We start from the raw sequence: 23261 nt of genomic DNA, 5'->3' as shown, positions 1-23261 counted from the left end.
CATGCGCCTCACGCGCCGCCGCGCCAACCGCGCCGGATCAGGCCGGCAGCGCCGCCATGCGGGGCGCGGCGCCGTGCGCATCGCCGCGCAGCTTGAACAGGGCCACGGTGCCGGCCAGCGCGCCGGCCTGGTCGCTCAGCATCGCCGAGGCCGCCGCCGACTGTTCCACCAGCGCCGCGTTCTGTTGCGTGGCCTGGTCCATCTCCGACACGCTGCGGTCGATCTGACTGATGCCCACGCTCTGTTCGGCCATGGCGCCGTGGATCTCGCTGACAAGACGCTGAACACGCGACACGCCTTCAACGATCTCGTGCATGGTCGAGCCGGCCGCCTGGACCCGCTCGGTGCCGCTGCGCACGTTCTGCACCGATGCCTGGATCAGCGTGCGGATCTCCTGCGCCGAGGCCGCGCTGCGCTGCGCCAGCGTGCGCACCTCGCCCGCCACCACGGCGAAGCCGCGGCCCTGTTCGCCGGCCCGCGCGGCCTCGACCGCCGCGTTCAGCGCCAGGATGTTGGTCTGGAAGGCGATGCCGTCGATGACGCTGATGATCTCGGTGATGCGCTCGGACGACTGCGCGATCGCGCCCATGGTGCTGACCGCGTCGGTCACCACCTGGCCGCCGCGCTCGGCCGCCTGGCTGGCTTCGGTCGCCAGGCGCGTGGCGTGCTCGGCGGCCTCCTCGGTCTGGCGCACGCTGGAGGTCAGCTCGGTCAGCGCCGACGAGGTCTCCTGCAGCGAGCCGGCCGACACTTCGGTGCGTTGCGACAGGTCGCGGTTGCCCATCTCGATCTCGCGCGTGGCCGAGGTCATCGAGTGCACGCCGTTGCGCACGTCCAGCATGACGTGGCTGATCTTGTCGACGAAGGCGTTGAACGACGACGAGATCTGCGCCACTTCGTCATGCCCCACCACCGCCAGCCGGTGCGTCATGTCGCCGTCGCCCGAGCCGATGGTGTCCATGGCGTCGCGCACCGCCGACAGGCGCTTGAAGGCGCGCGAGGTCACCACGCTGGCCAGCAGCACGGCCACCAGCGTCAGCACCACCATCGAGATCAGCGTGGCGTTGAACACCTGCGACAGGCCGGCGGTGGCCTCGGCCTCGTCCAGCGCGATCACCAGGAACCAGTCGGTGCCGGCGATCGGACGCGCCTTGAGCAGCTTGGGCGCGCCGCCCAGGCTCAGCACCAGCGGCGCGGCGCCGTCGTGCGCCATGCCGGCCAGCACCGCCGGCGTCAAGCCGGCGGCCACGTCGGTGGACGGCTTGAGCGCCAGCTTGTCGTCGACGTGCGAGATCACCTGGCCGTCGGTGGCCAGCACGAACGCGGTGCTGGAAGGCGTGGGCCGGATCGCCTTGATGACGTCCTTGATGCCGTCCAGCGCCACCGCGCCGCTGACGGCGCCGGTGGTCTGGCCGGCGCGCACGATCGGCGCGGTGAAGGCCACGTAGGGCTTGCCGGTGCCGGAATCGCCATACGGCTTGGTCACGGTCAGCTTGCCGGCGGACACCGCGCTCTTGTACCAGGGACGCGCGGTGGGATCGTAGTCGGCCGGCGTCTGGGCGGTCGAGAAGTAGCTCTTGTCGGACCAGCCGATGCTGGTGATGGGAAAGCCGTTGGTCTCGCCCATGAGCTTGGTCAGGCCGCGCGGATCGCCCTTTTCCACCACCGCGGCGGTGGCCGATACCGCCAGGGCCTTGTCGGCCGACCAGCGTTCGATGGCGCTGGCGTTGCCGGCGGCGATGGCGTCCAGGTCCGCGGAGATGGTTGCCATCATGTTGTCGCGCACGATGTGATAAATCGCAATGCCCGAGAGCACTAGCGCGCCGATGACGGTGAAGCAGGTGATCAACAGGATCCTGTTGCGCAACGAGGTGATTTTCATGCTTGTCTTCTTACTGCAACTGCCCATGCCGGGGGGCACGGGTATCCAGGTACGCGACGACGCAAGCGTCCGCGCCATCCTGGCTTACGGCAATGCAACATAGGACTTTAGGAAGGCAGGGCAGGCATAATGTCGACAAGGCCGCTCCCTGGGCCGAGGACCCGGGGCCGGCGTCGATGCGTCAGTGTTTTTTTGGGAGCTTTCGTTGGACCCGATACTCGCCGAACTGTCGGCGTCACTGCAGGCGGCCAAATCGGTCGAACAGTTGACGCGCCCCCTTCTGGATATGCTCGGAGCCGTCACCGGCCTGGAATCCACCTATCTCACCTCGATCGATCCGGACGAGGACCAGCAGCACGTGCGCTACGCGCGCAACGTCGGCGCGCTGCAGATTCCGGAAGGCCTGTCGGTGCCGTGGTCGGACACGCTGTGCAAGCGCGCGCTGGAAGAAGGCCGCATGTCCACCAGCGACGTCGGCGCCTGCTGGCCCGATTCCGACGCGGCGCGCCAGCTCGGCATCCAGACCTACGTCAGCACCCCGATCCGCACCGACGACGGCCTGCTGCTGGGCACGCTGTGCGGCGCCAGCGCCCGCCGCCAGGACATCGCGCCGCAGGCCGAGGCCATCATGCGCCTGTTCTCCAGCGTGATCGCCAGCTTCCTGGAACGCGAACAGCTGGTGGCCGAACTGCGCACCGCCAACACCAAGCTGATGGCCTACGCGCTGACCGATCCGCTGACCGGCCTGCCCAACCGCCGCGCGCTGTACGAGGAACTGGACCGCCTGCGCGGCCGCGCGCTGCGCGAAGGCGGCAGCGTGCTGGTGGGCGTGGTCGACCTGGACGGCTTCAAGGGCATCAACGACACCTACGGCCACCAGCTGGGCGACGCCTTCCTGCAGGAAGTCTCGCGGCGCCTGGCGATGGCGCTGCGCGCCTCCGACATGGTCGGGCGGCTGGGCGGCGATGAATTCGTGCTGATCGGCCCCGGCCCCGCGCTGGCGCGCGGCGACGCGGCGCCAGGCCACGAGGCCGAGCGCGGCGATGCCGAGGAAGCGGCGCGCTCGCTCGAAGACCGCGCCGCCGCCGCCACCGTCGGCCGCTACCAGCTCGGCGAGACCGCCCTGCCCTACGAGGGCGCCAGCGTCGGCGTGGTGGCGCTCGATCCGCGCGGCCTGGCGGCCGAGGAAGCGGTGCGCCTGGCCGATGCCCGCATGTACGAGATCAAGCGCGCCCGCAAGGCGGCCCGCGTCATCCACTGAGTCCCCCGCCCGCGCAGGGCGGCGGCCCGGCCCCTGATCCGGGCCGGGCCGGGCTTGCACAACACATAAGCAACTGCTAATGTGTTGCCATGATCGAAAACGACATCTTCAAGGCCCTGGCCGACCCGACCCGCCGCGCGCTGTTCGACAAGCTCGCGGCGGGCGCCATGAACGCCAGCGCGCTGCGCGAGGGCCTGGACATCAGCCAGCCCGCGGTCTCGCAGCACCTGGCGGTGCTGCGCCAGGCGCGGCTGGTGCGCGAGGAACGCCAGGGTCGTTTCGTCAATTACGAAGTCGACCCGGACGGCCTGGCGCTGCTCGCCGGCTGGCTGTCGAAGTACCGCGCCTGGTGGCCGGCGCGGGTCGACGCCCTGAAGACGCTGCTCAAGGACATGGACCAATGACCCACACGGACGCCGCCTCGCGGGACACGACCCTGGTGCTCGACTACGAACTGGATGCGCCGCCCGAGAAGGTCTGGCGCGCCCTCAGCATCCCCGCCCTGCGCGAGCAGTGGCTGCCGGACGGCGCGCTGGCCGATCCCGAGCCGCTGGCCGCGACGCCCGGCGTCGAAATCCGCTACCGCATGCGCGACACGCTGCCGCCCTGCCTGGAAAGCGTGGTCACGTTCCAGCTCAATCCCACCGCCGACGGCGGCACCCGCCTGACCATCATCCACGCCCCCGACGACGCGCGGCTGGCGCGGCCCGCGCCGCAAGCCGCGAACGATGCCTGGCCGGCCTTCAAGCTCGCCGCCTGACGCCGCCTTTCCCTTTGATGCAAGACAGGAGTTCGCGCATGAGCGAAACGATGCAGCTCGTCCCGATGGTGGTGGAACAGTCCGGCCGCGGGGAACGTTCGTTCGATATCTATTCGCGCCTGCTGCGCGAACGCATCATCTTCCTGAGCGGCGAGGTCAATGACGCCATGTCGGCCCTGGTGTGCGCGCAGCTGCTGTTCCTGGAAGCCGAGAATCCCGGCAAGCCGATCCATCTGTACATCAATTCGCCCGGCGGCGTCATCACCAGCGGGCTGGCCATGTACGACACCATGCAGTTCATCAAGTCGCCGGTGCACACCCTGTGCATGGGCACCGCGCGCTCGATGGGATCGTTCCTGCTGATGGCCGGCGAGCCCGGCCATCGCGCCGCGCTGGCCAACGCCAGCCTGCACGTGCACCAGCCGCTGGGCGGCTTCCAGGGGCAGGCCTCGGACATGCTGATCCACGCCGAGGAAATGCAGCGCACCAAGCAGCGCATCATCCGCCTCTATGCCGAGCACTGCGGACGCAGCTACGAAGACGTCGAGCGCAGCCTCGATCGCGACCGCTACATGAGCGCCGAAGAGGCGGTGGACTGGGGCCTGATCGACCACGTCATGGATGCGCGCTCGGCCGGCTTCTGACGCGCCCCCCCGGCGCGCGTCGTCACCCGGCCGACGCGGCGCGCCCGCTACGCCTCGGCCAGCCTGCGCTGGTGGCGCGCCCGCAGCACGCCGTTGGCGGCGGCGCCCAGCGCCAGCAGCACCGCGGTTCCCAGGAACACCGCCGGCATGCCGAAATGGCCGCCGATGAAGCCGCCCAGCAACGGGCCGGCCACCTGGCCGACGTACTGCGCCGAGATCGACATGCCCAGCACATTGCCGCCGATGCCATCGGGCACGTTGTGGCGGATGACGCTGGTGACGCACGGCAACAGCCCGCCCAGCGCCAGGCCCATCAGGAAACGCAGCGCCACCAGTTGCCAGCCGGCGGTGACGAAGGCCTGCGGGATCAACAACAGCGCGGCCACGGCCAGCGCGCCGACGATCACGGTCCAGTGGCCGACGCGGTCGGCCAGCCGGCCCAGCCGCGAGGCCGACAGGATCGCGCCCAGCGCCGCCGCCGACATGACCACGCCCGACACCAGCGTGACGCGCGCCGGATCCTCCACCAGCTGGCCCACGTAGACCGTGATGATCGGCTCGATCGACATGGTGGCGAACATCAGCAGCATGCCGGTCGCCAGCATCGCGGCCACCGGCCGCTTGTCGGGGATCTGCGCCCAGCCGCCGCGGCGCTTGCCGTCCTGCGTAGCCGACTTGGGCGGGCGCGGCATTTCCTTGATGAGGAACACGGTGGCCAGGAACGCCAGGAAGATCACGCCGCCCGCCAGCAGGAAGGTGGCGCGGATGCCGATCAGCGGCGGCAGCGCGCCGCCGATCAGCGGGCCCACCAGGTTGCCCGCCATGATGCCGGCCGACAGCACGCCCAGCGCCCAGCCGGAACGCGCCTTGGGCGCCTGCATCGCCACCAGGATGGTCGAGCCCGACGCGTAGCCGCCGGCCAGGCCCACCAGCAGCCGCAGCAGCACCAGCTGCCACACGCTCTGCACCATGCCGGTCAGCGACATACAGATCGCCATGCCGAACGAGGCGCGCACCAGCATCAGCTTGCGGCCGTAGCGGTCGCCCAGCCGGCCCCACAGCGGCGCGACCAGCGCCGCGGCGAAGAAGGTGGCGCCGTAGGCCACGCCCGACCACTGCACGATGGCCGCATGGCCCTGCACGCCCAGCTCTTCCACGTACAGCGGCAGGAACGGCAGCAGCAGCGTCATCGCCACGATGGTGCTGAACGAGCCGGCGAAACAGACGGCCAGGTTGCGGCGCCAATGGATGTTCTCGGCCGGCGCGGCGCTGTCGGCGCGTTCCGGGGAAGTGGACGAAGTCATGGGGGAAGGCCTTGGCGCTGTCGGGCGTGGAGTCGTGGAACCGGGATTGTTGCCAGCCTCGTCCCCCGCAGCAAGGCCAGCCGCGATACCGGTATTGCCGCTACCCCCCATACGCGCGGCTACTGCGCGGCGCCGCGCAGCCAGGCCGTGGGCGTGGCGCCGCGATGCGCCTTGAAGGCCTTGATGAAATGGCTGAGGCTGGAAAAGCCGATGCGGTAGGCGGTCTCGGTGACCGAGCAGCCGCGGCGCAACAGGCGCGCGGCGGCGTCCATCCGGGTCTGCAGCAGGCAGCCATGCACCGATTGCCCGTAGAGCGACATGAAGCCGGCCTGCAGCCGCTTTTCGCTCAGGCCCACGGCCTGCGCCAGTTGCCGCACGCCGCCGCAATCGGCGTAGTCGCGCTGGATGCGGCGGTGCGCTTCGGCCAGCCGCCTGCGGTCGGCCGGCGGCGGCAGGTCGGCGGCGCCGCGGCCGGCCAGGTGCGACAGCGTCAGCGCCAGGGCCTCCTGGGCCTTGCCCTGCAGATACAGCGCGGCGATCTCGCCGCGATCCTGGTTCCAGGCCAGGATCTCGCTGGCCACGCGCGCCAGGCCCGGCCACAGCGGCAGCAGCGCCAGCTGCGCATCGCGCGCCGGCACGCTGCCATCGGCCGCGAAGGCGCTGGACGGCACCTGCTGCAGGGTGCGCCGCCACAAGGCGCGCACGGCCTCGCTGGAAAACCGGATGTCGACCGCGCGGATGTTGCGCCGGCCCTTGAAATCGTCCCAGCCAGGCACCGGTTCGGCGGTGCCGTGCACGATGACGCTGCCCGGCTGGATGCTCAGGGCCGCGCCGCCGTCGAAGCCCAGGCCGAACTGCCCTTCGAGCACGATCGCCACGCCGACGCAGGACTCGGCCGCGCCGCTGGCCGCCCAGTCGGACTCGGGCCGGCCGTCGAGGCAGCCGATCGAGATGCCGCCCGGCAGCTCGTGCTGGGTGCGGATCTCGAGCCAGTCCGGCGGCAGCAGGCGCAGCAGGTCCTGCGCGGTGAGCGGCGCGCCGCGGTCCGGGGCAAGGCGGGGCTGAGAGGCCATTTTGTTCCTATTCCGCAATTTCCGGCGCGGATTCGCTAGCGCGACCGCCGCCAGGCCTGGATGATAACAATTTTCATCCGCATCAAGCCCTACATGCCCGCCTCTTCAGACCCGCTCCGCGCGCGCAGCGAAACCACCGCGCTGTTCGTCTTCAACACCCTGTGCCTGACGGCAATCATGGCTTTCATGCCGGTGATCGGCCCGGTCGTGCGCGGCCTGCGCCTGGCCGAATGGCATGGCGGCCTGGTGGTCACCGTGGCCGGCGTGCTGTGGATGCTGATGGCGCGCTACTGGGGCCGCCGCAGCGACCGCATCGGCCGCCGCCGCGTGCTGCTGCGCGCCGCCGCCGGCTATATCGTCAGCTATCTGTTGCTGGCCGTGGGCCTGGACCTGATGCTGCGCGAGCCGCCGCCGGTGTGGCTGGCGCTGCTGGCGCTGATGGCGCTGCGCGCGCTGATCGGCGCCTTCTACGCCGCCATGCCCACCGTCAGCGCCGCCCGCATCGCCGACGTCACCGCGCCGGCACAGCGCGGCGCGATGATGGCCAAGCTGGGCGCGGCCAACGGCCTGGGCATGGTGCTGGGGCCCGCCATCGGCGGTCTGCTGGTCAAGGACAGCCTGACCCTGCCGCTCTACCTCGCCGCCGCGCTGCCGCTGCTGGGCACGCTGTGGCTGGCCGCGAAGCTGCCGTCCGACGCCGCGCACGAGCCGCGCGCCACGCCGCCGCTGAAGCTGAGCGACCCGCGGCTGCGCCTGCCGCTGGTCGCCATGCTGCTGGCCATGGGCGCCGTCATCACGGCGCAGATGATCGTCGGCTTCTACGCCATGGATGCGCTGCGCCAGGCGCCCGGCCCCGCGGCGCGGACGGCGGCGTGGGCCATGACCACCGTCGGCGTCATGCTGATCCTGGTGCAGGTGGGGCTGGCCAAGGCCCGCCGCATGAACGCGGCGCGCTGCCTGGCGGGCGGCGCGCTCTTGTCCGGCATCGGCTTCCTGCTGGTGCCGGTGCTGGGCGGCGCCGCCGGCCTGGTGGCGTGCTACGCCATCATGGCCGCGGGCATGGGGCTGGTGTTCCCGTCGATCCAGACCCTGGCCGCCAACGCCGTCAGCGCCGACGAGCAAGGCATCGCCGCCGGCTCGGTGATCGCGGTGCAGGGCATGGCGATGGTGGTGGCGCCGCTGGTGTGCACGCTACTGTACGGCGTGCGTCCGTGGATGCCTTATGTGGTGGCCGCCGGCCTGTTGCTGCTGGTGGCGCTGGCCGCGACGCTCAAGCCGCGCCGGCCCCTGGCAGCCCCGTCGGCGCCGTGAGCGGCGCGGACTGCGCGGCCGCGCGGGTCCAGCGATCGACGACGTTCTCGCCCGCCACCCGCAACAGGCGCAAGCCGGCGGGCCGTAACGCGACGCGATAGCCGGCGGCGGCGCCAGCGCCGCTCACCAGCCCGGTTTTCTCCAGCGGCCGCAGGCGCCGCAGCAGCGCCGAACGCGACGCGCCCAGGGCGGCGGCCAGCGTCGCCAGCGACACCGGTTCGCCGCGCGCATCGGCCAGCCGATGCAGCAGCGCGAAGTCGTCCAGGTCGATGCCGTGATGCGTGGCCAGCACGTCATCGAGCTGGAACCGCAGGCCGACATAGCCGCCATGCCACGCCAGGCAGGCGTCGATGGCGTCCGGCGTCATGGCGTGGCTCCCGCCGGTTCGTAACCCGCCTCGCCCTGGCAGGGGATGTCCTGGCGCCACAACGCCACCAGGTCCTCCAGCTCGCGCGCGGCGTCGAAGGCCGGGTCGGCGCGCGGCTTGACCCGGTCCAGCACGTCGAAGGTGAAGCTGGCCTCGCCATGCTCGCGCCAATCGCGGCGCAGCAGCGCGTTGCGATGCGTGCCCTGGCGCAATTCGAAGCGGTGCCGGTTGAGCGCGCCGTCGGCATTGGCGCTGCCGGCCACCAGCGCGCGGCCGCTGATCCGGTTGCGGATCGCGTAGACGCCGGCCAGGGTCTTGGTCTCGAGGTACTGCCGTTTGAGGGTCTGTCGGTCTGTCATGTCCAGGGCTCGTCCACAAGGAACGCGCGCCGGGATTCCGACGCGTCAATGCGGATTATTTTATCCGGGTAAATATTGCCAGTCAATAATACCCGGATAAAACAAACGCCCTGTCGCGCTATTCCGTGATGCGGATGTTGGCCTGGTCGATGATGACCTGGTAGCGCTTCATCTCGGCGTCGATGAACTTGGCGAAGGCCGCCGAATTCTTGACCGACGGTTCGAAGCCCAGGCCATTGAGCTGCTCGACGATCTTGGGATTGGCCATCACCTTGGCCGAGGCCGCTTCCAGCTTGCGCAGCACCGGCTCGGGCAGCTTGGCCGGGCCCCACACGCCATACCAGGAATAGAACTCGAAGTTCTTCTGGCCCTGCTCCTTCATGGTCGCCAGGTCGGGCAGCAGCGGACTGCGCGCGGCGCCGGTCACGGCCAGCGCCTTGAGCTTGCCGGCGCGCACCATCGGCAGCGACGACAGCATCGGGTCGATCAGGCCCTGAACCTGGCCGCCGACCAGGTCGGACAGCGCCGGGCCGCCGCCGCGATAGAGCACGATGGGGATCTGGTCCAGGCCGTTGTCATGCAGGAACGAGGCCGCGGCCAGATGCCCGGCCGAGCCGAAGCCCGAAGTGGCGAAGGAGTACTTCTGCGGCTCGGCCTTGAGCAGCTTGACCAGGTCGCCCACATTGTCGGCCGGCACCTTGGGATAGACGCTGAAGATCAGCGCGCCCTGCGCCAGCTCGCTGATCGGCGTGAAGTCCTTGACCGAGTCGAACTTGATGGTCTTCTTGTACAGCAGCGGATTGATGGCGTGGATCGACGCGTTCAGGTACAGCGTGTAGCCGTCCGGCGCGGCCCGCGCGACGTAGGCCGCGCCGATCATGCCCGACGCGCCGGCGCGATTTTCCACCACGATCGACTGGCCCAGCTCCTTGCCCAGCTGTTCGGCATACAGGCGCGCCACGCCGTCGACCGAGCCGCCCGGCGGGTGCGGCACCACCAGCGTGATCGGACGCTGCGGATAGGCCGCGTCGGCGGCCAGCGCGGCGGCGCCGCAGGTAATGCCCATGGCCGCCAGCGCGGCGGAGAACAGCCGGGTGAACGGCGCGGGACGGGACGGCGAACGGAACATGATGAATCTCTCTTGGCGATGGCGCGTCCATTTCGGACGCGCAGGGGCCGACCACGCCACCGGCCGCGACGCTCGCGGCCGCCATGTCGTGGATCGTCAACATGCATCCGGCGGCTATTGCCGCCGGAACAGGGGAATCAGGCCGCCTTGAGCTGGGCGGAGCTGAAGCCGTACTTGGCGTCCAGCCCCAGCTCGCGCACGATGCGCAGGCCCTTGGCCAGGGCATCGCCCTCCAGGCCGCGCAGCGGCCGGCGCAGATCGCCGACCGGCAGGCCCACCGCCTTCATCAGCGACTTGATGGCGACCGGGTTGATGGCCGAGTACGAGTAATGCAGCATCGGCAGCAGGCCCAGGTAGCCTTCGCGGAAGCTGACCGACACGTCCGGCGTGTCCCACGGACGCGAGATGTCGGCCATCTCTGCGGGCGCGATGTTGCCGGTCATGTTGGCGGTGCCGTGGCCGCCCAGGCTCATGGTGGGCACCACCAGGCCGAGGTTGGGCGAGTCGCAGCACATCACCGACACATCGGGACGGCCGCGCAGCACCTGCGCCACCTGGCCGACGCGGGTGGTCGATTCCTTGTGCACCACGTAGTTGGGGTGCTTGAAGATGCGCAGCAGCTGGTCCCAGTGCAGGTCGCTCTTGACCCGCGGCGGGTTGTTGTAGATGCCCAGGGGCAGGTCGGTGGCGTCGGCCACTTCGAGGAAATAGGCTTCGGTGTCGGCCTCGGACGCGCAGATGTAGGCGGGCGCGGCCAGGATCGCGCCGTCGGCGCCGTTGGCGCGCGCGAACTTCAGGTAGTCGATGGTGCTGTCGGTGTTGTTGCCGGTGCAGCCGTAGAACAGCTTCATCTTGCCGGTCTTCATCTTGGCCGTCTCGACGATCACCTGGCGGCGCTCTTCGGGCGACAGCAGCGAGACCTCACCCGTGGATCCCATGATCAGCACCGCGGCGGTGCCGTTGTCTTCCTGGAACTTCAACAGACTGCGGAAGGCGCTGAAATCGACGCTGCCGTCACGATTGAACGGCGTGACGATGGCGACGAAGGACCCCTGGATTTTCATTTTGCTCATGACCTGCTCCACATGCGGAAGGACTGCTCAATCAAAAAAAGCCAGGCTGGCGCGCGGTCGTTGGCGCCTGCACCTGACCATTCCCCTTGCTGCTTTCGCAGTATAGGAAGAGCGGCCCCGAAAATTTTTCTATTTTCCACACTTTCGCAGGGCCTGAAAGACAAAGAATTTCTAAGGCAATGCCGTTAAGTTATGAAGATTTCCACAACAATACGCTTTTCACGGCGCCACCCGCATGTCCGAAGCGATCTCCCGTTATCCGTCCCTGTCTCACTGGGGCGCGTACACCGCGCTGGTGCGTGACGGCCGCGTCATCGGCTGCGAGCCGTTCGCTCACGACCAGGCTCCGTCCCCGCTTATCCACACGATGCCCGACATGGTGCATTCGCCGCTGCGCATCGCCCGCCCCAGCGTGCGCGCCAGCTGGCTCAGGCACCGCGGCGCGCCCGAACTGCGCGGCGTCGACGGTTATGTCGAGGTCGACTGGGACACCGCGCTGGCGCTGGTGCACGATGAGCTGCAACGGGTGCGCGCGCAGCATGGCCCGAGCGCCATCTTCGGCGGTTCATATGGCTGGTCGTCCGCCGGACGGCTGCACCACGCGCGCACGCTGACGCACCGTTTCCTGTATGCCGGCGGCGGCTGCGTCGACCAGTCGGGCAACTACAGCTGGGGCGCGGCGCAATTCCTGCTGCCGCACATCATCGGCACCTATGCCCCCGTGACCGGCCGCATCACCGACTGGAACAGCGTGGTCGGGCACACCCGGCTGCTGATCGCGTTCGGCGGCATCCCGCTGCGCAACACCCAGATCGCCTCGGGCGGCGCGGGCGACCACAGCGCCCCCGGCTGGCTGGCGCGGGCGCGTCAGGCCGGCATGCGCGCGGTGGTGGTCAGCCCCACGCGCGCCGACGCGCCGGCGGCGCTGGCCGCCGAATGGATCCCCATCCGTCCCAACACCGATGCCGCGATGATGCTGGGCATGGCGCACACGCTGCTGGCCGAGGACCGCCACGACCGCGACTTCCTGGCCCGCTGCTGCAACGGCTTCGAGCAGTACGCCGACTACCTGCTGGGCCGCGCCGACGGCCAGCCCAAGGACGCGGCCTGGGCCGAGCGCATCTGCGGCGTGCCGGCCGATACCATCCGCGCGCTGGCGCGGGACGCGGCCGGCGCCCGCACGCTGCTGTCGTGCTCGTGGTCGCTGCAGCGCGGCCATCGCGGCGAGCAGCCCTACTGGGGCAGCGTCGCGCTGGCCGCCCTGCTCGGCCAGATCGGCCTGCCCGGCGGCGGCTTCGCCTTCGGCCATGGCTCGATGAACGGCGCCGGCAATCCGCGCCCCGACCTGCCCGCGCCGGAGATGCGCGCCGGCCGCAATCCGGCCGGCGCCTCGATCCCCGTGGCGCGCCTGACCGACATGCTGTTGCAGCCGGGCGAGCCGTACGAATTCAACGGCAGGACCGGCATCTATCCGGACATCCGCCTGGTCTACTGGGCCGGCGGCAATCCGTTCCATCACCACCAGGACCTGAACCGGCTGATGCGGGCCTGGGCGCGGCCCGAGACCATCATCGTGCACGAGCCGTGGTGGACGCCGACCGCGCGCCGCGCCGACATCGTGCTGCCCGCCACCACCACGCTGGAACGCAACGACATCGGCGGCTCATCGCGCGACCGCTACCTGCTGGCGATGCGGCAGGCGGTGGCGCCGGTGGGCCGCAGCCGCAACGACTTCGACATCTACCGCGAACTGGCCGCGCGCGGCGGCTTCGAGCTGGCCTACACCGAAGGCCGCGACGAGATGACCTGGATCCGCCACATCTACGAACAGATGCGGCCGGCCTGGGAAGCGGCGCAACTGACGCTGCCGGCCTTCGACGAATTCTGGGAACGCGGCCACGTCGCGCTGCCGCCGCCGGCGCGCGACTTCGTGCTGTTCGAGCAGTTCCGTGAAGACCCCGCCGGGCATCCGCTCAAGACCCGTTCCGGCCGGCTCGAACTGCACAGCGCCGCCATCGCCGAATTCGGCTACGACGACTGTCCGCCGCATCCGGCCTGGCTGCCGCCGGTGGAATGGCTGGGCGCCGAGCGCGCCGCGCGCTGGCCGCTGCACCTGGTCACCTGCCAGCCCGCCGACCGGCTGCACTCGCAGCTGGACCCGGCGCCGGCCACCCGCGCCAACCAGGTCGCCGGGCGCGAGGCGGTGCTGCTGCATCCCGACGACGCCGCCGAACGCGGCATCGCGCAGGGGGATGTGGTGCGCCTTTTCAATGATCGCGGCGCCTGCCTCGGCGGCGCGCAACTCAGCGCCGACCTGCTGCGCGGCGTGGTGGTGATGCCCACCGGCGCCTGGTTCGATCCGCAGGACGACGCGCTGGAACGCCATGGCAATCCCAACGTGCTGACGGTGGACGTGGGCACGTCGCGGCTGGCGCAGGGCCCGAGCGCGCTGTCGGCGCTGGTGCAGGTGGAACGCTGGCAAGGCGACGCGCCGGCGGTGCGCGCCTTCGAGCCGCCGGCGCTGCAACCCGAGGCCTCGGGCGCGCCACGCTGACGGCGCAATCGCGCCCCCGGTGCTGCGCGACCTCGCCTGGCGCCCGATTGCCGGCCCGTGCGAGGCGCCTGTGAACAGACCCTAGGCCGCCCGCAGGAACGCCAGCACCGCGTCGTTCTGCCCGCGGATGAAATGGCGCTCGCGCGGCAACAGCGTCACCTGCGCGCGCGGCGCCAGGCGGCGCAGCCGCTCTCGGGTATCTTGCGAATCGAGCATCACATCGCGCCCGCCCACCGCCACGAACAGCGGCTGCGCCAGCTGGCGCAGCGCCTCGTCGCCGAAGACCGGAATGGCGCCGAAGCGCGACCGGAAGCCGCGGTCGATAGCCTGCATCAACGCGAACTGGGCGCGGTCGGCGGGCGCCGGATCGGCCGGCAGCGGCCCGATGATGCGGCGACGCACCAGCGCGCGGCCCGCGGGCCCCAGCAGCAGCAGCGGCAGGACCCACGGCAGGATGTTCTTCTGCCGGCCGATGCCGGACGGACACAACAGCGCCAGCCGCTCGACCCGCGCCGGCCGCCGCACGGCGAAGTCCAGCGCCAGCCACGCGCCCAGCGAAATGCCGAAGCACGCCGCGCGCGCCACGCCCAGGCCGTCGAGCACCGCCTCCAGCCAGGCCGCGTGCGCATCGCTCGCCAGCGGCAGCCGCGCCGGCGCGCTCGGGCCGGCCTCGCCGATCAGGTCGATCGCGTAAATGCGGAAATGCGGCGCCCAGGCCGCCGCCTGCCGCTGCCAGCTGGCCGCCGTGCTCTGCGCGCCATGCAGCAGCACCAGCGGCGGCGCGTTCTCGCGGCCACACACCAGCACATGGGTGTCGCCAGCCGGCGTCGGCACCGTCACCCGCCGCACATCGGCCGGCCAATGGACCAGCGCGGCGGCATAGGCCTGGCGCACGGCTTCGGCGTGGCGCTCGGACTTGAAGACCGGGCTCATGCCGGCGCGTCGCCGCGATGACGCAGATGGATCAGCGGATAGGCCCGTCCCTGGCCATCCCGCTCGGAACGCCCGGTGCGCTCGAAGCCCAGCCGTTCATAGAAGCCGATCGCCTGCGCGTTCTGCTCGTTGACGTCGGTGCTCAGGCCGGGATGGCGCCGCAGCGCGTCCTCGACCAGCGCGCGCCCGACGCCCGTGCCGCGCGCGGCGGGATCGACGAACAGCGCTTCCATGTGGCTGCCGTCGAGCAGCATGAACGCCAGCGCGCGGTCGTCCGCATCCACGGCCAGATCGAGCGTGGCGGCGGGCAGGAAGCCCACCACCTCGGCCTCGATGTCATGGCGGTCCTGCGGCGACAGGAAGTCGTGGGTCGCATCCACGGCGCGGCGCCAGATGTCGACGACGCGTTCGCCGTCCGCGGGGGTGGAGGTTCTCAGAGTGATCATGGTGCTACGGAAAAAAAAGAAGAAGGGTTGGCGGCGGCCGTCAGCCGGCGTCGGTGCGCCGCTCGATGGCGCGGATTACCGCCACCATGTCGGACGCGCCCAGGCCCTGGGCCTCGGTCTCGCCGTACAGCGCGTGGCTGGCATCCAGCAGCGGCGAGGCGATGCCGGCGCTGCGCGCGGCCTCGGCCACCAGGCGGCTGTTCTTGAGGACGTCGGTGATCGCCGCCTGCACGGAAAAGTCCTGCGTCACCAGCTTGCCCAGTTTGACGCGCGACACATCGCTGGCCATCGGCCCGGCGTTCAGCACCTCGGCGAACAGCGCCAGGTCGATGCCCTGCCGCTCAGCGAAATGCACCGACTCGGTCAGGCCCGTAACCATGGTGATGAGGAACAGGTTGACCGACAGCTTCATGGCCAGCGCCGACGGCACCGCGCCACAGACGAAACTGTCGCGGCACAGCGGCCGCACCAGTTCGCGCACGGCGGCGACGTCGTCGTCATGGCCGGCCAGCATCACCACCAGTTGCCCGGCTTCGGCCGGCTTGCGCGATCCCGACACCGGCGCCTCGACGTAGCGGCCGCCGGCCGCCTCGATGTCGGCGCCCAGCTGGCGCGAATAGTCGGCCGAGGTGGTGCCCATGTTGACGATCACGTGGTCGCGCACGCGCGTCTCGAAGTCGTCCGTGCCGCGCGCCAGCACCGTGTCGATGGCCGCGTCGTTGGCCAGCATCAGGATGACGGTGCGGCATTGCGCGTAGACCTGGCCGGCCTCGTCGGCCACGCGCGCGCCCGCGGCGCGCAGCGCGTCATAGCCGCCGGGGGACCGGCTCCAGACCACCAGCGGCGTGCCGGCGCGGGCCAGGTTGAGCGCCATCGGCGTGCCCATGACGCCCAGGCCGATGAATCCGATATCCATGTGTGTCTCCTGCTTGGTTGTGATCAGTGGCGCCGCGCCTCGACCCGCAGGCCGGCGGCCTTCCAGGCGGGGAAGCCGTCGCCCAGGCGCTGCGCCTGGAAGCCGCGGGCGCGCAGCAGCGCCACCGCGCGCATCGACAGCACGCAGTAGCGGCCGCCGCAATAGGCCACGATGTTCTGGTCGCGCGGCAGCTGCGCCAGGTGCGGCTCCAGCTCCTCGGTCGGGATGTTGACCGCGCCTGGAATATGGCCGGCGGCGTAGTCCTCGCGCGAGCGCACGTCCAGCAGTAGCGCGCCTTCGTCGAGCTTGGCGACCAGTTGTTCGATCGAGACCGCTTCGAGCTGCTCGGGGCGGTTGACGCTGTCGGCGGCCACGCGCCGCATTTCCTGGCGCTGGTGCGACAGGTAGTCCTGCAACGCCGACAGCACTTCCGACACCGGTCCTGCGCCGCCGCGGTACAGCACGTGCTTGCCGTCGCGGCGCGACTGGATGAAGCCGGCGCGCTTGAGCTGCTGCAGATGCTGCGAGGCATTGGTGATCGACAGCCCCGACCCCAGGGCCAGCTGCTCGACCGTGCTTTCGCGCTGCAGTACGGCCTGCAATAGAGCCAGGCGATGCGGATGGCCTAGCGTCTTGGCGGCATCGGCCAGGTCATCGAGGGAATCGGCGGCGGCATCGGTCATTGGCGGGGACGGCGGCAGGGTCTTCATTGACGCGACCTTATCATCTTCCTATCATTCCATCATTTGTTGGATTGATAATTTACAAAGAGGAGACCCCATGTCATCGAGCCCCCCGCCGTCCGGCGCCGCCACCGCCTCCTGGGCCGACCTGCTGCGCGGCAGGAACGGGCTGCGCTCCATTGCGCTGGCCGGCGGCGTCGCGCTGCACGCCATCAACATCTACATCGTCACCACCATCCTGCCCACCATCATCCGCGAGATCGGCGGGCTGGCCTATTACGCCTGGAACACCACGCTGTTCGTGGCCGCCTCGATCGTCGGCTCGGCGCTGTCGGCCAAGCTCATCGACCGTCTCGGCCCGCGCCTGGCGTACCTGCTGGCGCTGGCGGTGTTCTCGGCCGGCGCGATCGGCTGCGCGCTGGCGCCGTCGATGCCGGCCCTGCTGCTGGGCCGCACGGTGCAGGGTCTGGGCGGCGGCGTGCTGTTCGCGCTGAGCTATGCCTTGATCCGCGTGGTGTTCGATGCGCGGCTGTGGCCCCGGGCGATGGCGCTGGTCTCCGGCATGTGGGGCGTGGCGACCCTGGGCGGCCCGGCCATCGGCGGCGTGTTCGCGCAGAGCGGCCACTGGCGGCCGGCGTTCTGGGTGCTGGTGCCGGTGGCCTTGCTGCTGGCGCTGATCGTGGCCAGCCAGTTCCGCGGCAGGACCGCGGGCGAGGCGGCGTCAGGCCCGGTGCCCTGGCTGACCATCACGCTGCTGGTGCTGTCGGTGCTGGCGATCTCGGCCGCCGGCCTGTCGCAGAGCCTGGCCTGGAACGCCGCCGGCATCGTCGCGGGCATCGCCATCGCCGCCGCCATCGCGCGCATCGACACCCGCGCCCGCGCCAAGCTGCTGCCGACCGGCGCCTATACGCTCGGCACGCAGCTGGGCCTGCTGTACGCCGTCATGAGCCTGCTGGTGGCGGCCCTGACCACCGAGATCTTCGTGCCCTACTTCCTGCAGGTGGCGCACGCGATGACGCCGCTGGCCGCGGGCTACATGACCGCGCTGATGGCGGGCGGCTGGACGCTGGCCTCGATCTACAGCGCCGGCCGCGAGCCGGCCCGGGCCTGGCGCCTGATCCGGGCCAGTCCCATCGTGGTGCTGGCCGCGCTGGCGGCGCTGGCGGCCACCATGCCGGTCATCGCCTGGCAGCCGGCCGCGCTGGGCACGGTGCTGCACGGCATCGCGCTGACGGCGGTGGGCTTCGGCATCGGCCTGGGCTGGCCGCACCTGCTGACGCGGGTGTTCTCGGCCGCCGCGCCGGGCGAGGAAACGCTGGCGTCGTCGTCGATCACCACGGTGCAGTTGTACGCCACCGCCCTGACCGCGGCGCTGGCCGGCGTGGTCGCCAATGCCGGCGGCCTGACCCAGCCGGGCGGCATTGACGGCGCCAGGAGCGCGGCGCTGGTGCTGTTCGGCGTGTTCGCCATCGCGCCGGCCGCGGCCATCGTGCTGACGGGCCGCCTGCGGCGCGCGTGATGCCGGGCGCGGCCGGCCGCCGAGGGCGCGCGTGATGTCAGGAGCGACGGTCCGCCGAAGGCGCTCGGCGAACCGGCCGCGGCGCCCGCGAAACGCCTGTCAGGCCAGGACCGCGGGATTGATCACGTGGATCGGCTTGCCGGCGGCGTAGGCGACGATCTGATCGAAGACGTCGGAGAACTGGGTCTCGTATTCGTCTTCGGTGACGTAGCCGATGTGCGGCGTGCAGATCGCGTTGGGCAGTTGCAGCAGCGGATGTTGCGGATCGGTCATCGGTTCCGACTCGAACACGTCCACCGCCGCCGCGCCCGGCCGGCCGGCGGCCAGCGCCTGCGCCAGCGCGCCGGGCTCGATCAGGCCGGCGCGGCTGGTGTTCACCAGCAATGCCGACGGCTTCATGCGCGCCAGGTCCTGCGCCGTGACGATGCCGCGCGTGTCCGGCACCAGCCGCATGTGCAGCGACAGCACGTCGCAGGTCTCGAAGAACGCCTGCTTGTCCGGCGCCACGTCCCAGCCGTCGTCGCGGGCCCTCTGGCGCGAGGCCTCGCGCGCCCACACCAGCACCTTCATGCCAAAGGCGGCGCCGTAGCGCGCCACTTCGGCGCCGATGCGGCCATAGCCGTAGATGCCGAGCGTGCGGCCGCGCAGCGTGCGGCCCATGCCGGTCTGCCAGGTGCCCTGCTTGAGCAGTTGCACCGCCTGCGGAATGCGCCGCATGCCGGCCAGCACCAGGCCCCAGGTCAGCTCCGCCGCCGCGTACGACGGCGTGCCGGCGTGCTGGTTCGACGACAGGATGACGCCGTGCGCGGTGCAGGCGTCGACGTCGATGTGCGGATAGACGCTGCGCTGGCTGATCAGCCGCAGCTTGGGCAGGCGCGCGATCAGCGGCGCGCGGATCTGGGTGCGTTCGCGGATCAGCACCAGCGCCTCGGTGTCGCGCAGGCGTTCGGCCAGCGCGTCCACGTCCTGCACGTGGTCGTTCCAGACCGTGACGGCATGGCCGTCGAGTTTGCGGAAACAGGGCAAGCCCCGCAGCGTGTCGAAATAGTCGTCGAGAATGGTGATGTTCATGGTTTGTCTCCTGCCAGGATGCGGGCATTGTGAGCGCCGCCCCGCCGACCGTAAAATGATATTAATTAGTCAATTGATGCGTTTTTCTCATGAAAATCGACGTGCTCGGCGTGCAGGCCTTCGTGGCGATCGCGGATCACAAGAGCTTTCGCCGCGCCGCCGGCGAGCTCAGCATCACCCAGACCGCGTTGAGCCGGCGGCTGCAGAACCTGGAATCGTTCCTGGGCGTGCGGCTGGTGGAACGCACCACCCGCTCGGTCGCGCTGACGCCGCCGGGCGACAGCTTCCTGCCGCAGGCGCGGCGGCTGCTGGCCGACCTGGCCGCGGCGCTCACCGAGATCCGGGAAACCGGCAAGGCCCAGCGCGGCGACGTGACGCTGGCCTGTGTGCCGACCATCGGCGTGCACTACCTGCCGCACATCCTGCAGCGCTACAGCGCCGAGCATCCGCAGAACCGCGTCAAGGTGCTGGACCATTCTTCCGGCGCGGTGGCCCAGGCGGTGCTCACGCGCGAGGCCGAGTTCGGCATCAACATCGCCGAGACCCACGCCCCCACGCTGCAGAGCATCCCGCTGCTGCAGGACGACTTCGTGCTGATCTGCCGCGAGGACCATCCGCTGGCGCGCCGCCGCACGCTGCCCTGGGAAAAGCTGGAGGGTCACCGGCTGATCTTTCCCGGCGCCAGCAGCAACAACCGGCCGCTGCTCGATCACGCGCTGGCCGAACTGGCGCCGCGGCTGACGGCCTTCTATGAAGTGCAGCGCAGCTCGACCGCCGTCGGGCTGGTGGCCGCCGGCGCCGGCATCGCCGTGGTGCCGCGGCTGGCGTGGCAGGCCGGCTCGTATCCGGGGCTGCGGGTGGTGTCGCTGCACACGCCGGTGGTGGGCCGCACCTTTTCGCTCATCAGCCGCAAGGGCGCGCACCTGTCGCCCGCGGCCCAGGCCCTGCACGACCTGATCCTGCGGCACCGCGACCAGGGGCCACGCTGACCCGCGCCAAGGGCGGGAGATTTTTGCACCGCTTCATACAATTGGTGACGCGTGGCGGGAAAAATCGGGCCACAATGCGCCGGCGCTTTTCCCGATCCACGAGGAACCACGATGAATAAAGCCCTTGCGCTGCTGCTCTGCGCCGTCCTGCCCGCCGCCGCCAGCGCGGCGCAGCCCGATGTCGAGACCTTGACGCTCAACCCGCAGAACCAGCTGTACTGCAACGCGCAGACGGACTGGTGCGTGGGGATCAAGGTGGACGGCGGCTTCGAAGACAACGGCCCGTTCGCCACCAGCCGCACCCTGCGCGCCGACTACCGCTTCTGGGACCTGCCCGACATCCCGAACTTCACGCGCTTCACGGTCTGGCCGCACCTCATTCGCCTGAGCGAGGAACGCGCGCTGGTGGGCGTGATCGGCCCCAACGAGCCGGACTACAAGGAAGAGATCCAGTTCCCCGGCGGCAGCTTCTCGCGCCGCGACCTGTACCTGTTCATGGTCGACCTGGGCGACAAGTCCGCGGCCCTGGTGCACCTGCTGCCCTACACTGCCAAGGCAGGCATCCGCGCCTGCGCCAACGAGGCCGACGAGAAACGCCGCGAAGGCAACTGCATGGACTATTACCGCTATGACGCCACGGTGAAGGCCCTGCCCAGCAAGCAGCCGTACCCGGACCTGCAGGTCACCACCCAGGCCACGCGCAGCCCGGCCGACGCCAGCCGCTACGCCGATCCGGGCAAGCGGCCCGCGCCGACGGCCGCGCAACTGCAACCGCAGGCCGACAAGCAGTGCAGCTACACGGTGACCTACAAATGGAAGGAAGACGGCTCGGTCTACCAGCCGGCCACGCCGGTGCCGGACTGCGGCGAGTTCCTGGAACCGCAGCCCGGGAAGAAGTAAGGCGCGGGCCTGGCCACCCTGGCCGCGCCCGCCCCGCCGCACTGGCGGGACGCGCCCGGCCGCTGGGGTCGTCAGTCGGCGTAGCCCGGATTGCGCCGGTCCAACCGGCGCAGCAGGCCCGGCCAGGCCAGCGAAGCCTTGTGCGCCCGGTCGGCTGGGGATTCCACCGCCGCGCGCGCCAGCACCTCGGGCGGAATGAACGTCAGTTCGCCGCCCGCCTGCGCCCGCACCTGCACCATGCAGGCCGCTTCCAGCCGGTGCATGGCCTGGAACGCCTCGGCCATGCTCTGCCCCACCGTCAACAGGCCGTGATTGCGCAGGATCAGGTAGTTGTTGCTGCCCAGGTCGCGCACCAGCCGCGGCTGCTCTTCGGGATTGAGCGCCAGGCCCTCGTAGTCGTGATAGCTGAGCGAACGCAGCACGATGAACGCGAACTGCGACAGCGGCAGCAGGCCTTCCTTCTGCGCCGACACCGCCACGCCGTTGATGGAGTGCGTGTGCAGCACGCACATGGCGTCCTTGCGGGCCGCGTGGATACAGCTGTGGATGGTGAAGCCGGCCGGATTGATGTCGTATTCCGAGTCCATCACCTTGCGGCCGTGCAGGTCGATCTTGACCAGGCTGGAGGCCGTGATCTCGTCGAACATCATGCCGTAGGGGTTGATGAGGAAATGCTCGGTGCCCGGCACCTTGGCGGTGATGTGCGTGAAGATCAGGTCGTCCCAACCAAACAACGCCACCAGCCGGTAGAGCGCCGCCAGGTCCTTGCGCACCTGCCATTCCGTCTCGCCGACCCGTTCGCGCACGCTGGCGCCCGTCTGACCTGCCGTATCCATGCTGTCTCCCTTTGTGGTGTTCTCCCGCCGCAAGGACGCGGCGAGGTCTGTTGCGCACTGTATTCCGTTTGCGCCCCGCCGGCGGCCTGGCAACGGCAAGCGTCCGCAGCGTGCAACGCGCCCGCTCAGCGCGCGCCCGCCGTCGCGCCGCGCAGGATTGCCGCCAGGCACAGCGCCAGCGCGTCGGCGCGCGCCGGCGTGGCCTGGCCGATGCCGAACACCAGCCCCGGCTCCGGCGCGGCCAGGCAGAACTCCGAATAGGTCCGGGCGCCGTAGCCGGCCCGCGCCAGCGCCCGCACCACCTCGCGGTCGTCGATGGCCGGGTTGCGGAACCGCACCGCCAGTTTCAAGCCGCCCGCCCCGTCCGCCACCCGCAGCCAGCGCCCGCAATGCCGCGTCAGCGCGCCCACCAGGTTGTCCATGCGCTCGGCGTAGACGCCGCGCATGCGGCGGATGTGGCCGCGGAAATGGCCGTCGTCCAGGAAGTCGGCCAGGCCAGCCTGGATGTGGATCGAGACCTCGCCCTGCCGCAGCGCCATCTCGGCCAGGCACGGCGCCACCAGCGCCGGCGGCAGGATGGCGTAGGCCACCCGCAGCCCTGGCGCCAGGGTCTTGGAGAACGTGCCGAGGTAGGCCACGCGCTGGCCGCTGTCGATGCCCTGCAGCGCGGCGATCGGCCGCGTCGCGTAGCGGAATTCGCTGTCGTAATCGTCCTCGATGATGAAGGCGTCGTGGCGTTGCGCCGCTTCCAGCAGCGCCAGGCGCCGCGGCAGCGTCATGGTGGCGCCGGTGGGGCACTGGTGCGACGGGGTCACGTAGATCAGGCGCGGCGGCCCGTCGGCGGCGCGCGCCGGGTCGATGCCGGCGTCGTCGCAAGGCACCGGCGCCAGCCGCGCCCCGGCCCGCTGCAGCAGGGCCCGCGCCTTCGGGTAGCCGGGGTCCTCGATCCACGCGACCGGCGCCTCGGGCGTCAGCACCACGCGGGCCAGCAGTTCGATCGCGGCCGCCGTCGACGGCAGGATCACCACCTGCTCGACCTGCGCCACCACGCCGCGCGCGGCGCCGACGTGCGCCAGGATCGCGGCGCGCAGGGCCGGCAGGCCGGCCACCGGCCCGTAGCCCAGGTCATGCACGCGCAGCGACTTGATGCGGCCGGCCACGCAGCGCGACCAGGCCGCCGCGGGAAAGCTCTTGAGGTCGGGAATGCCGGGCTGGAATGGCAGACTGCGCGCGGCCGGCGCCGGCGGTGAC

General features: G+C 70.6%; 23 protein-coding genes. 9 read left to right on the top strand and 14 right to left on the bottom strand.

All coding sequences use genetic code 11. The annotated features are described in order from the left end of the window. Nucleotides 1-37: 37 nt before the first annotated feature. On the bottom strand, nucleotides 38-1882 hold the full coding sequence (locus H0523_RS14010) for a methyl-accepting chemotaxis protein (RefSeq protein WP_054428748.1): 1845 nt from the start codon (nucleotides 1880-1882) through the stop codon (nucleotides 38-40). A 205-nt stretch (nucleotides 1883-2087) separates the two neighbouring features. Between H0523_RS14010 and H0523_RS14005 the strand changes: the two genes are divergently transcribed. From H0523_RS14005 to H0523_RS13990, 4 genes are all read left to right on the top strand, one after another. Continuing rightward, complete coding sequence (locus tag H0523_RS14005; RefSeq protein ID WP_082380472.1) at nucleotides 2088-3143, top strand: sensor domain-containing diguanylate cyclase; 1056 nt, start codon at nucleotides 2088-2090, stop codon at nucleotides 3141-3143. Between the two features lie 89 nt (nucleotides 3144-3232). After that, complete coding sequence (locus tag H0523_RS14000) at nucleotides 3233-3547, top strand: ArsR/SmtB family transcription factor (protein ID WP_054428750.1); 315 nt, start codon at nucleotides 3233-3235, stop codon at nucleotides 3545-3547. Then, nucleotides 3544-3903, top strand: coding sequence for an SRPBCC family protein (locus H0523_RS13995; RefSeq protein WP_054428751.1), 360 nt, complete (start codon nucleotides 3544-3546; stop codon nucleotides 3901-3903). Before H0523_RS14000 ends, H0523_RS13995 begins: the two co-directional genes overlap by 4 nt. Before the next feature lie 38 nt (nucleotides 3904-3941). After that, nucleotides 3942-4547, top strand: a complete 606-nt coding sequence (locus tag H0523_RS13990; protein ID WP_054428752.1) for an ATP-dependent Clp protease proteolytic subunit — start codon at nucleotides 3942-3944, stop codon at nucleotides 4545-4547. 47 nt (nucleotides 4548-4594) lie between these two features. Here the strand turns inward: H0523_RS13990 and H0523_RS13985 are convergent, their stop codons facing one another. Next, complete coding sequence (locus H0523_RS13985) at nucleotides 4595-5851, bottom strand: MFS transporter (protein ID WP_054428753.1); 1257 nt, start codon at nucleotides 5849-5851, stop codon at nucleotides 4595-4597. A 119-nt stretch (nucleotides 5852-5970) separates the two neighbouring features. Then, complete coding sequence (locus H0523_RS13980; RefSeq protein ID WP_054428754.1) at nucleotides 5971-6924, bottom strand: helix-turn-helix transcriptional regulator; 954 nt, start codon at nucleotides 6922-6924, stop codon at nucleotides 5971-5973. A gap of 93 nt (nucleotides 6925-7017) precedes the next feature. Between H0523_RS13980 and H0523_RS13975 the strand changes: the two genes are divergently transcribed. Next, a complete protein-coding gene (locus H0523_RS13975; protein ID WP_054429244.1) occupies nucleotides 7018-8235 on the top strand; it encodes an MFS transporter in 1218 nt (405 codons plus the stop codon). Here the strand turns inward: H0523_RS13975 and H0523_RS13970 are convergent. From H0523_RS13970 to H0523_RS13955, 4 genes are all read right to left on the bottom strand, one after another. Beyond that, nucleotides 8195-8602 (bottom strand): helix-turn-helix domain-containing protein, encoded by a 408-nt coding sequence (locus H0523_RS13970; protein WP_054428755.1) that lies wholly within the window; start codon nucleotides 8600-8602, stop codon nucleotides 8195-8197. The genes H0523_RS13975 and H0523_RS13970 overlap by 41 nt on opposite strands. Continuing rightward, entirely contained in the window at nucleotides 8599-8961 is a 363-nt protein-coding gene (locus tag H0523_RS13965) for a GIY-YIG nuclease family protein (RefSeq protein WP_054428756.1), read from the bottom strand. The genes H0523_RS13970 and H0523_RS13965 overlap by 4 nt, the downstream gene beginning before the upstream one ends. Before the next feature lie 118 nt (nucleotides 8962-9079). Then, nucleotides 9080-10090 (bottom strand): Bug family tripartite tricarboxylate transporter substrate binding protein, encoded by a 1011-nt coding sequence (locus tag H0523_RS13960; protein ID WP_054428757.1) that lies wholly within the window; start codon nucleotides 10088-10090, stop codon nucleotides 9080-9082. Between the two features lie 137 nt (nucleotides 10091-10227). Beyond that, the gene (locus H0523_RS13955; RefSeq protein ID WP_054428758.1) at nucleotides 10228-11163 is read right to left on the bottom strand and encodes a 4-hydroxy-tetrahydrodipicolinate synthase family protein; all 936 of its coding nucleotides are present in this window, start codon (nucleotides 11161-11163) and stop codon (nucleotides 10228-10230) included. 235 nt (nucleotides 11164-11398) lie between these two features. On the opposite strand from H0523_RS13955, the gene H0523_RS13950 reads away from it, so the two are divergent. Next, on the top strand, nucleotides 11399-13717 hold the full coding sequence (locus H0523_RS13950; protein ID WP_054428759.1) for a molybdopterin-dependent oxidoreductase: 2319 nt from the start codon (nucleotides 11399-11401) through the stop codon (nucleotides 13715-13717). 81 nt (nucleotides 13718-13798) lie between these two features. On the opposite strand, the gene H0523_RS13945 is transcribed toward H0523_RS13950, so the two are convergent. The 4 genes from H0523_RS13945 to H0523_RS13930 are packed head-to-tail and all read right to left on the bottom strand — an operon-like array spanning nucleotide 13799 to nucleotide 16695. After that, the gene (locus H0523_RS13945; RefSeq protein ID WP_054428760.1) at nucleotides 13799-14650 is read right to left on the bottom strand and encodes an alpha/beta fold hydrolase; all 852 of its coding nucleotides are present in this window, start codon (nucleotides 14648-14650) and stop codon (nucleotides 13799-13801) included. Beyond that, nucleotides 14647-15096, bottom strand: coding sequence for an acetyltransferase (locus H0523_RS13940; protein ID WP_054428761.1), 450 nt, complete (start codon nucleotides 15094-15096; stop codon nucleotides 14647-14649). Before H0523_RS13940 ends, H0523_RS13945 begins: the two co-directional genes overlap by 4 nt. A 40-nt stretch (nucleotides 15097-15136) precedes the next feature. Further along, nucleotides 15137-16012, bottom strand: coding sequence for an NAD(P)-dependent oxidoreductase (locus tag H0523_RS13935; protein WP_054428762.1), 876 nt, complete (start codon nucleotides 16010-16012; stop codon nucleotides 15137-15139). 23 nt (nucleotides 16013-16035) lie between these two features. Continuing rightward, complete coding sequence (locus tag H0523_RS13930; RefSeq protein WP_054429245.1) at nucleotides 16036-16695, bottom strand: ArsR/SmtB family transcription factor; 660 nt, start codon at nucleotides 16693-16695, stop codon at nucleotides 16036-16038. 97 nt (nucleotides 16696-16792) lie between these two features. Here H0523_RS13930 and H0523_RS13925 point away from each other — a divergent pair, with 97 nt between their 5' ends. Then, a complete protein-coding gene (locus H0523_RS13925) occupies nucleotides 16793-18214 on the top strand; it encodes an MFS transporter (protein WP_054428763.1) in 1422 nt (473 codons plus the stop codon). 99 nt (nucleotides 18215-18313) lie between these two features. Here the strand turns inward: H0523_RS13925 and H0523_RS13920 are convergent, their stop codons facing one another. Then, nucleotides 18314-19285 (bottom strand): D-2-hydroxyacid dehydrogenase family protein, encoded by a 972-nt coding sequence (locus tag H0523_RS13920; RefSeq protein WP_054428764.1) that lies wholly within the window; start codon nucleotides 19283-19285, stop codon nucleotides 18314-18316. Nucleotides 19286-19374: 89 nt separating this feature from the next. On the opposite strand from H0523_RS13920, the gene H0523_RS13915 reads away from it, so the two are divergent. Together H0523_RS13915 and H0523_RS13910 are read left to right on the top strand one after the other, a co-directional pair. Continuing rightward, nucleotides 19375-20274, top strand: coding sequence for a LysR family transcriptional regulator (locus tag H0523_RS13915; protein ID WP_054428765.1), 900 nt, complete (start codon nucleotides 19375-19377; stop codon nucleotides 20272-20274). Nucleotides 20275-20385: 111 nt separating this feature from the next. After that, nucleotides 20386-21174, top strand: a complete 789-nt coding sequence (locus tag H0523_RS13910; protein WP_054428766.1) for a hypothetical protein — start codon at nucleotides 20386-20388, stop codon at nucleotides 21172-21174. Between the two features lie 71 nt (nucleotides 21175-21245). On the opposite strand, the gene H0523_RS13905 is transcribed toward H0523_RS13910, so the two are convergent. Beyond that, on the bottom strand, nucleotides 21246-22010 hold the full coding sequence (locus H0523_RS13905) for a class II aldolase/adducin family protein (protein ID WP_054428767.1): 765 nt from the start codon (nucleotides 22008-22010) through the stop codon (nucleotides 21246-21248). 125 nt (nucleotides 22011-22135) lie between these two features. Next, on the bottom strand, nucleotides 22136-23261 hold a 1126-nt coding region (locus H0523_RS13900), incomplete at its 5' end, for an aminotransferase-like domain-containing protein (protein ID WP_180180077.1).

This window comes from Achromobacter insuavis (assembly GCF_902859645.1).
In the GTDB taxonomy this organism is placed as follows: domain Bacteria; phylum Pseudomonadota; class Gammaproteobacteria; order Burkholderiales; family Burkholderiaceae_B; genus Achromobacter; species Achromobacter insuavis.
The sequence above is the reverse complement of the archived record's forward strand: the minus strand, read 5'-3'. Positions and strand labels throughout refer to the sequence as shown.

Excerpts from the sequence above, each read along its gene's own strand:
- H0523_RS13910 (WP_054428766.1), top strand. The coding sequence starts at position 20,386 with ATGAATAAAGCCCTTGCGCTGCTGCTCTGCGCCGTCCTGCCCGCCGCC.
- H0523_RS14000 (WP_054428750.1), top strand. The coding sequence starts at position 3,233 with ATGATCGAAAACGACATCTTCAAGGCCCTGGCCGACCCGACCCGCCGC.
- H0523_RS13980 (WP_054428754.1), bottom strand. The coding sequence starts at position 6,924 with ATGGCCTCTCAGCCCCGCCTTGCCCCGGACCGCGGCGCGCCGCTCACC.
- H0523_RS13970 (WP_054428755.1), bottom strand. The coding sequence starts at position 8,602 with ATGACGCCGGACGCCATCGACGCCTGCCTGGCGTGGCATGGCGGCTAT.
- H0523_RS13945 (WP_054428760.1), bottom strand. The coding sequence starts at position 14,650 with ATGAGCCCGGTCTTCAAGTCCGAGCGCCACGCCGAAGCCGTGCGCCAG.
- H0523_RS13935 (WP_054428762.1), bottom strand. The coding sequence starts at position 16,012 with ATGGATATCGGATTCATCGGCCTGGGCGTCATGGGCACGCCGATGGCG.
- H0523_RS13915 (WP_054428765.1), top strand. The coding sequence starts at position 19,375 with ATGAAAATCGACGTGCTCGGCGTGCAGGCCTTCGTGGCGATCGCGGAT.
- H0523_RS13955 (WP_054428758.1), bottom strand. The coding sequence starts at position 11,163 with ATGAGCAAAATGAAAATCCAGGGGTCCTTCGTCGCCATCGTCACGCCG.
- H0523_RS13990 (WP_054428752.1), top strand. The coding sequence starts at position 3,942 with ATGAGCGAAACGATGCAGCTCGTCCCGATGGTGGTGGAACAGTCCGGC.
- H0523_RS13930 (WP_054429245.1), bottom strand. The coding sequence starts at position 16,695 with ATGACCGATGCCGCCGCCGATTCCCTCGATGACCTGGCCGATGCCGCC.
- H0523_RS13940 (WP_054428761.1), bottom strand. The coding sequence starts at position 15,096 with ATGATCACTCTGAGAACCTCCACCCCCGCGGACGGCGAACGCGTCGTC.
- H0523_RS13920 (WP_054428764.1), bottom strand. The coding sequence starts at position 19,285 with ATGAACATCACCATTCTCGACGACTATTTCGACACGCTGCGGGGCTTG.
- H0523_RS13905 (WP_054428767.1), bottom strand. The coding sequence starts at position 22,010 with ATGGATACGGCAGGTCAGACGGGCGCCAGCGTGCGCGAACGGGTCGGC.
- H0523_RS13975 (WP_054429244.1), top strand. The coding sequence starts at position 7,018 with ATGCCCGCCTCTTCAGACCCGCTCCGCGCGCGCAGCGAAACCACCGCG.
- H0523_RS13995 (WP_054428751.1), top strand. The coding sequence starts at position 3,544 with ATGACCCACACGGACGCCGCCTCGCGGGACACGACCCTGGTGCTCGAC.
- H0523_RS13985 (WP_054428753.1), bottom strand. The coding sequence starts at position 5,851 with ATGACTTCGTCCACTTCCCCGGAACGCGCCGACAGCGCCGCGCCGGCC.
- H0523_RS13925 (WP_054428763.1), top strand. The coding sequence starts at position 16,793 with ATGTCATCGAGCCCCCCGCCGTCCGGCGCCGCCACCGCCTCCTGGGCC.
- H0523_RS13950 (WP_054428759.1), top strand. The coding sequence starts at position 11,399 with ATGTCCGAAGCGATCTCCCGTTATCCGTCCCTGTCTCACTGGGGCGCG.
- H0523_RS14010 (WP_054428748.1), bottom strand. The coding sequence starts at position 1,882 with ATGAAAATCACCTCGTTGCGCAACAGGATCCTGTTGATCACCTGCTTC.
- H0523_RS13965 (WP_054428756.1), bottom strand. The coding sequence starts at position 8,961 with ATGACAGACCGACAGACCCTCAAACGGCAGTACCTCGAGACCAAGACC.
- H0523_RS13960 (WP_054428757.1), bottom strand. The coding sequence starts at position 10,090 with ATGTTCCGTTCGCCGTCCCGTCCCGCGCCGTTCACCCGGCTGTTCTCC.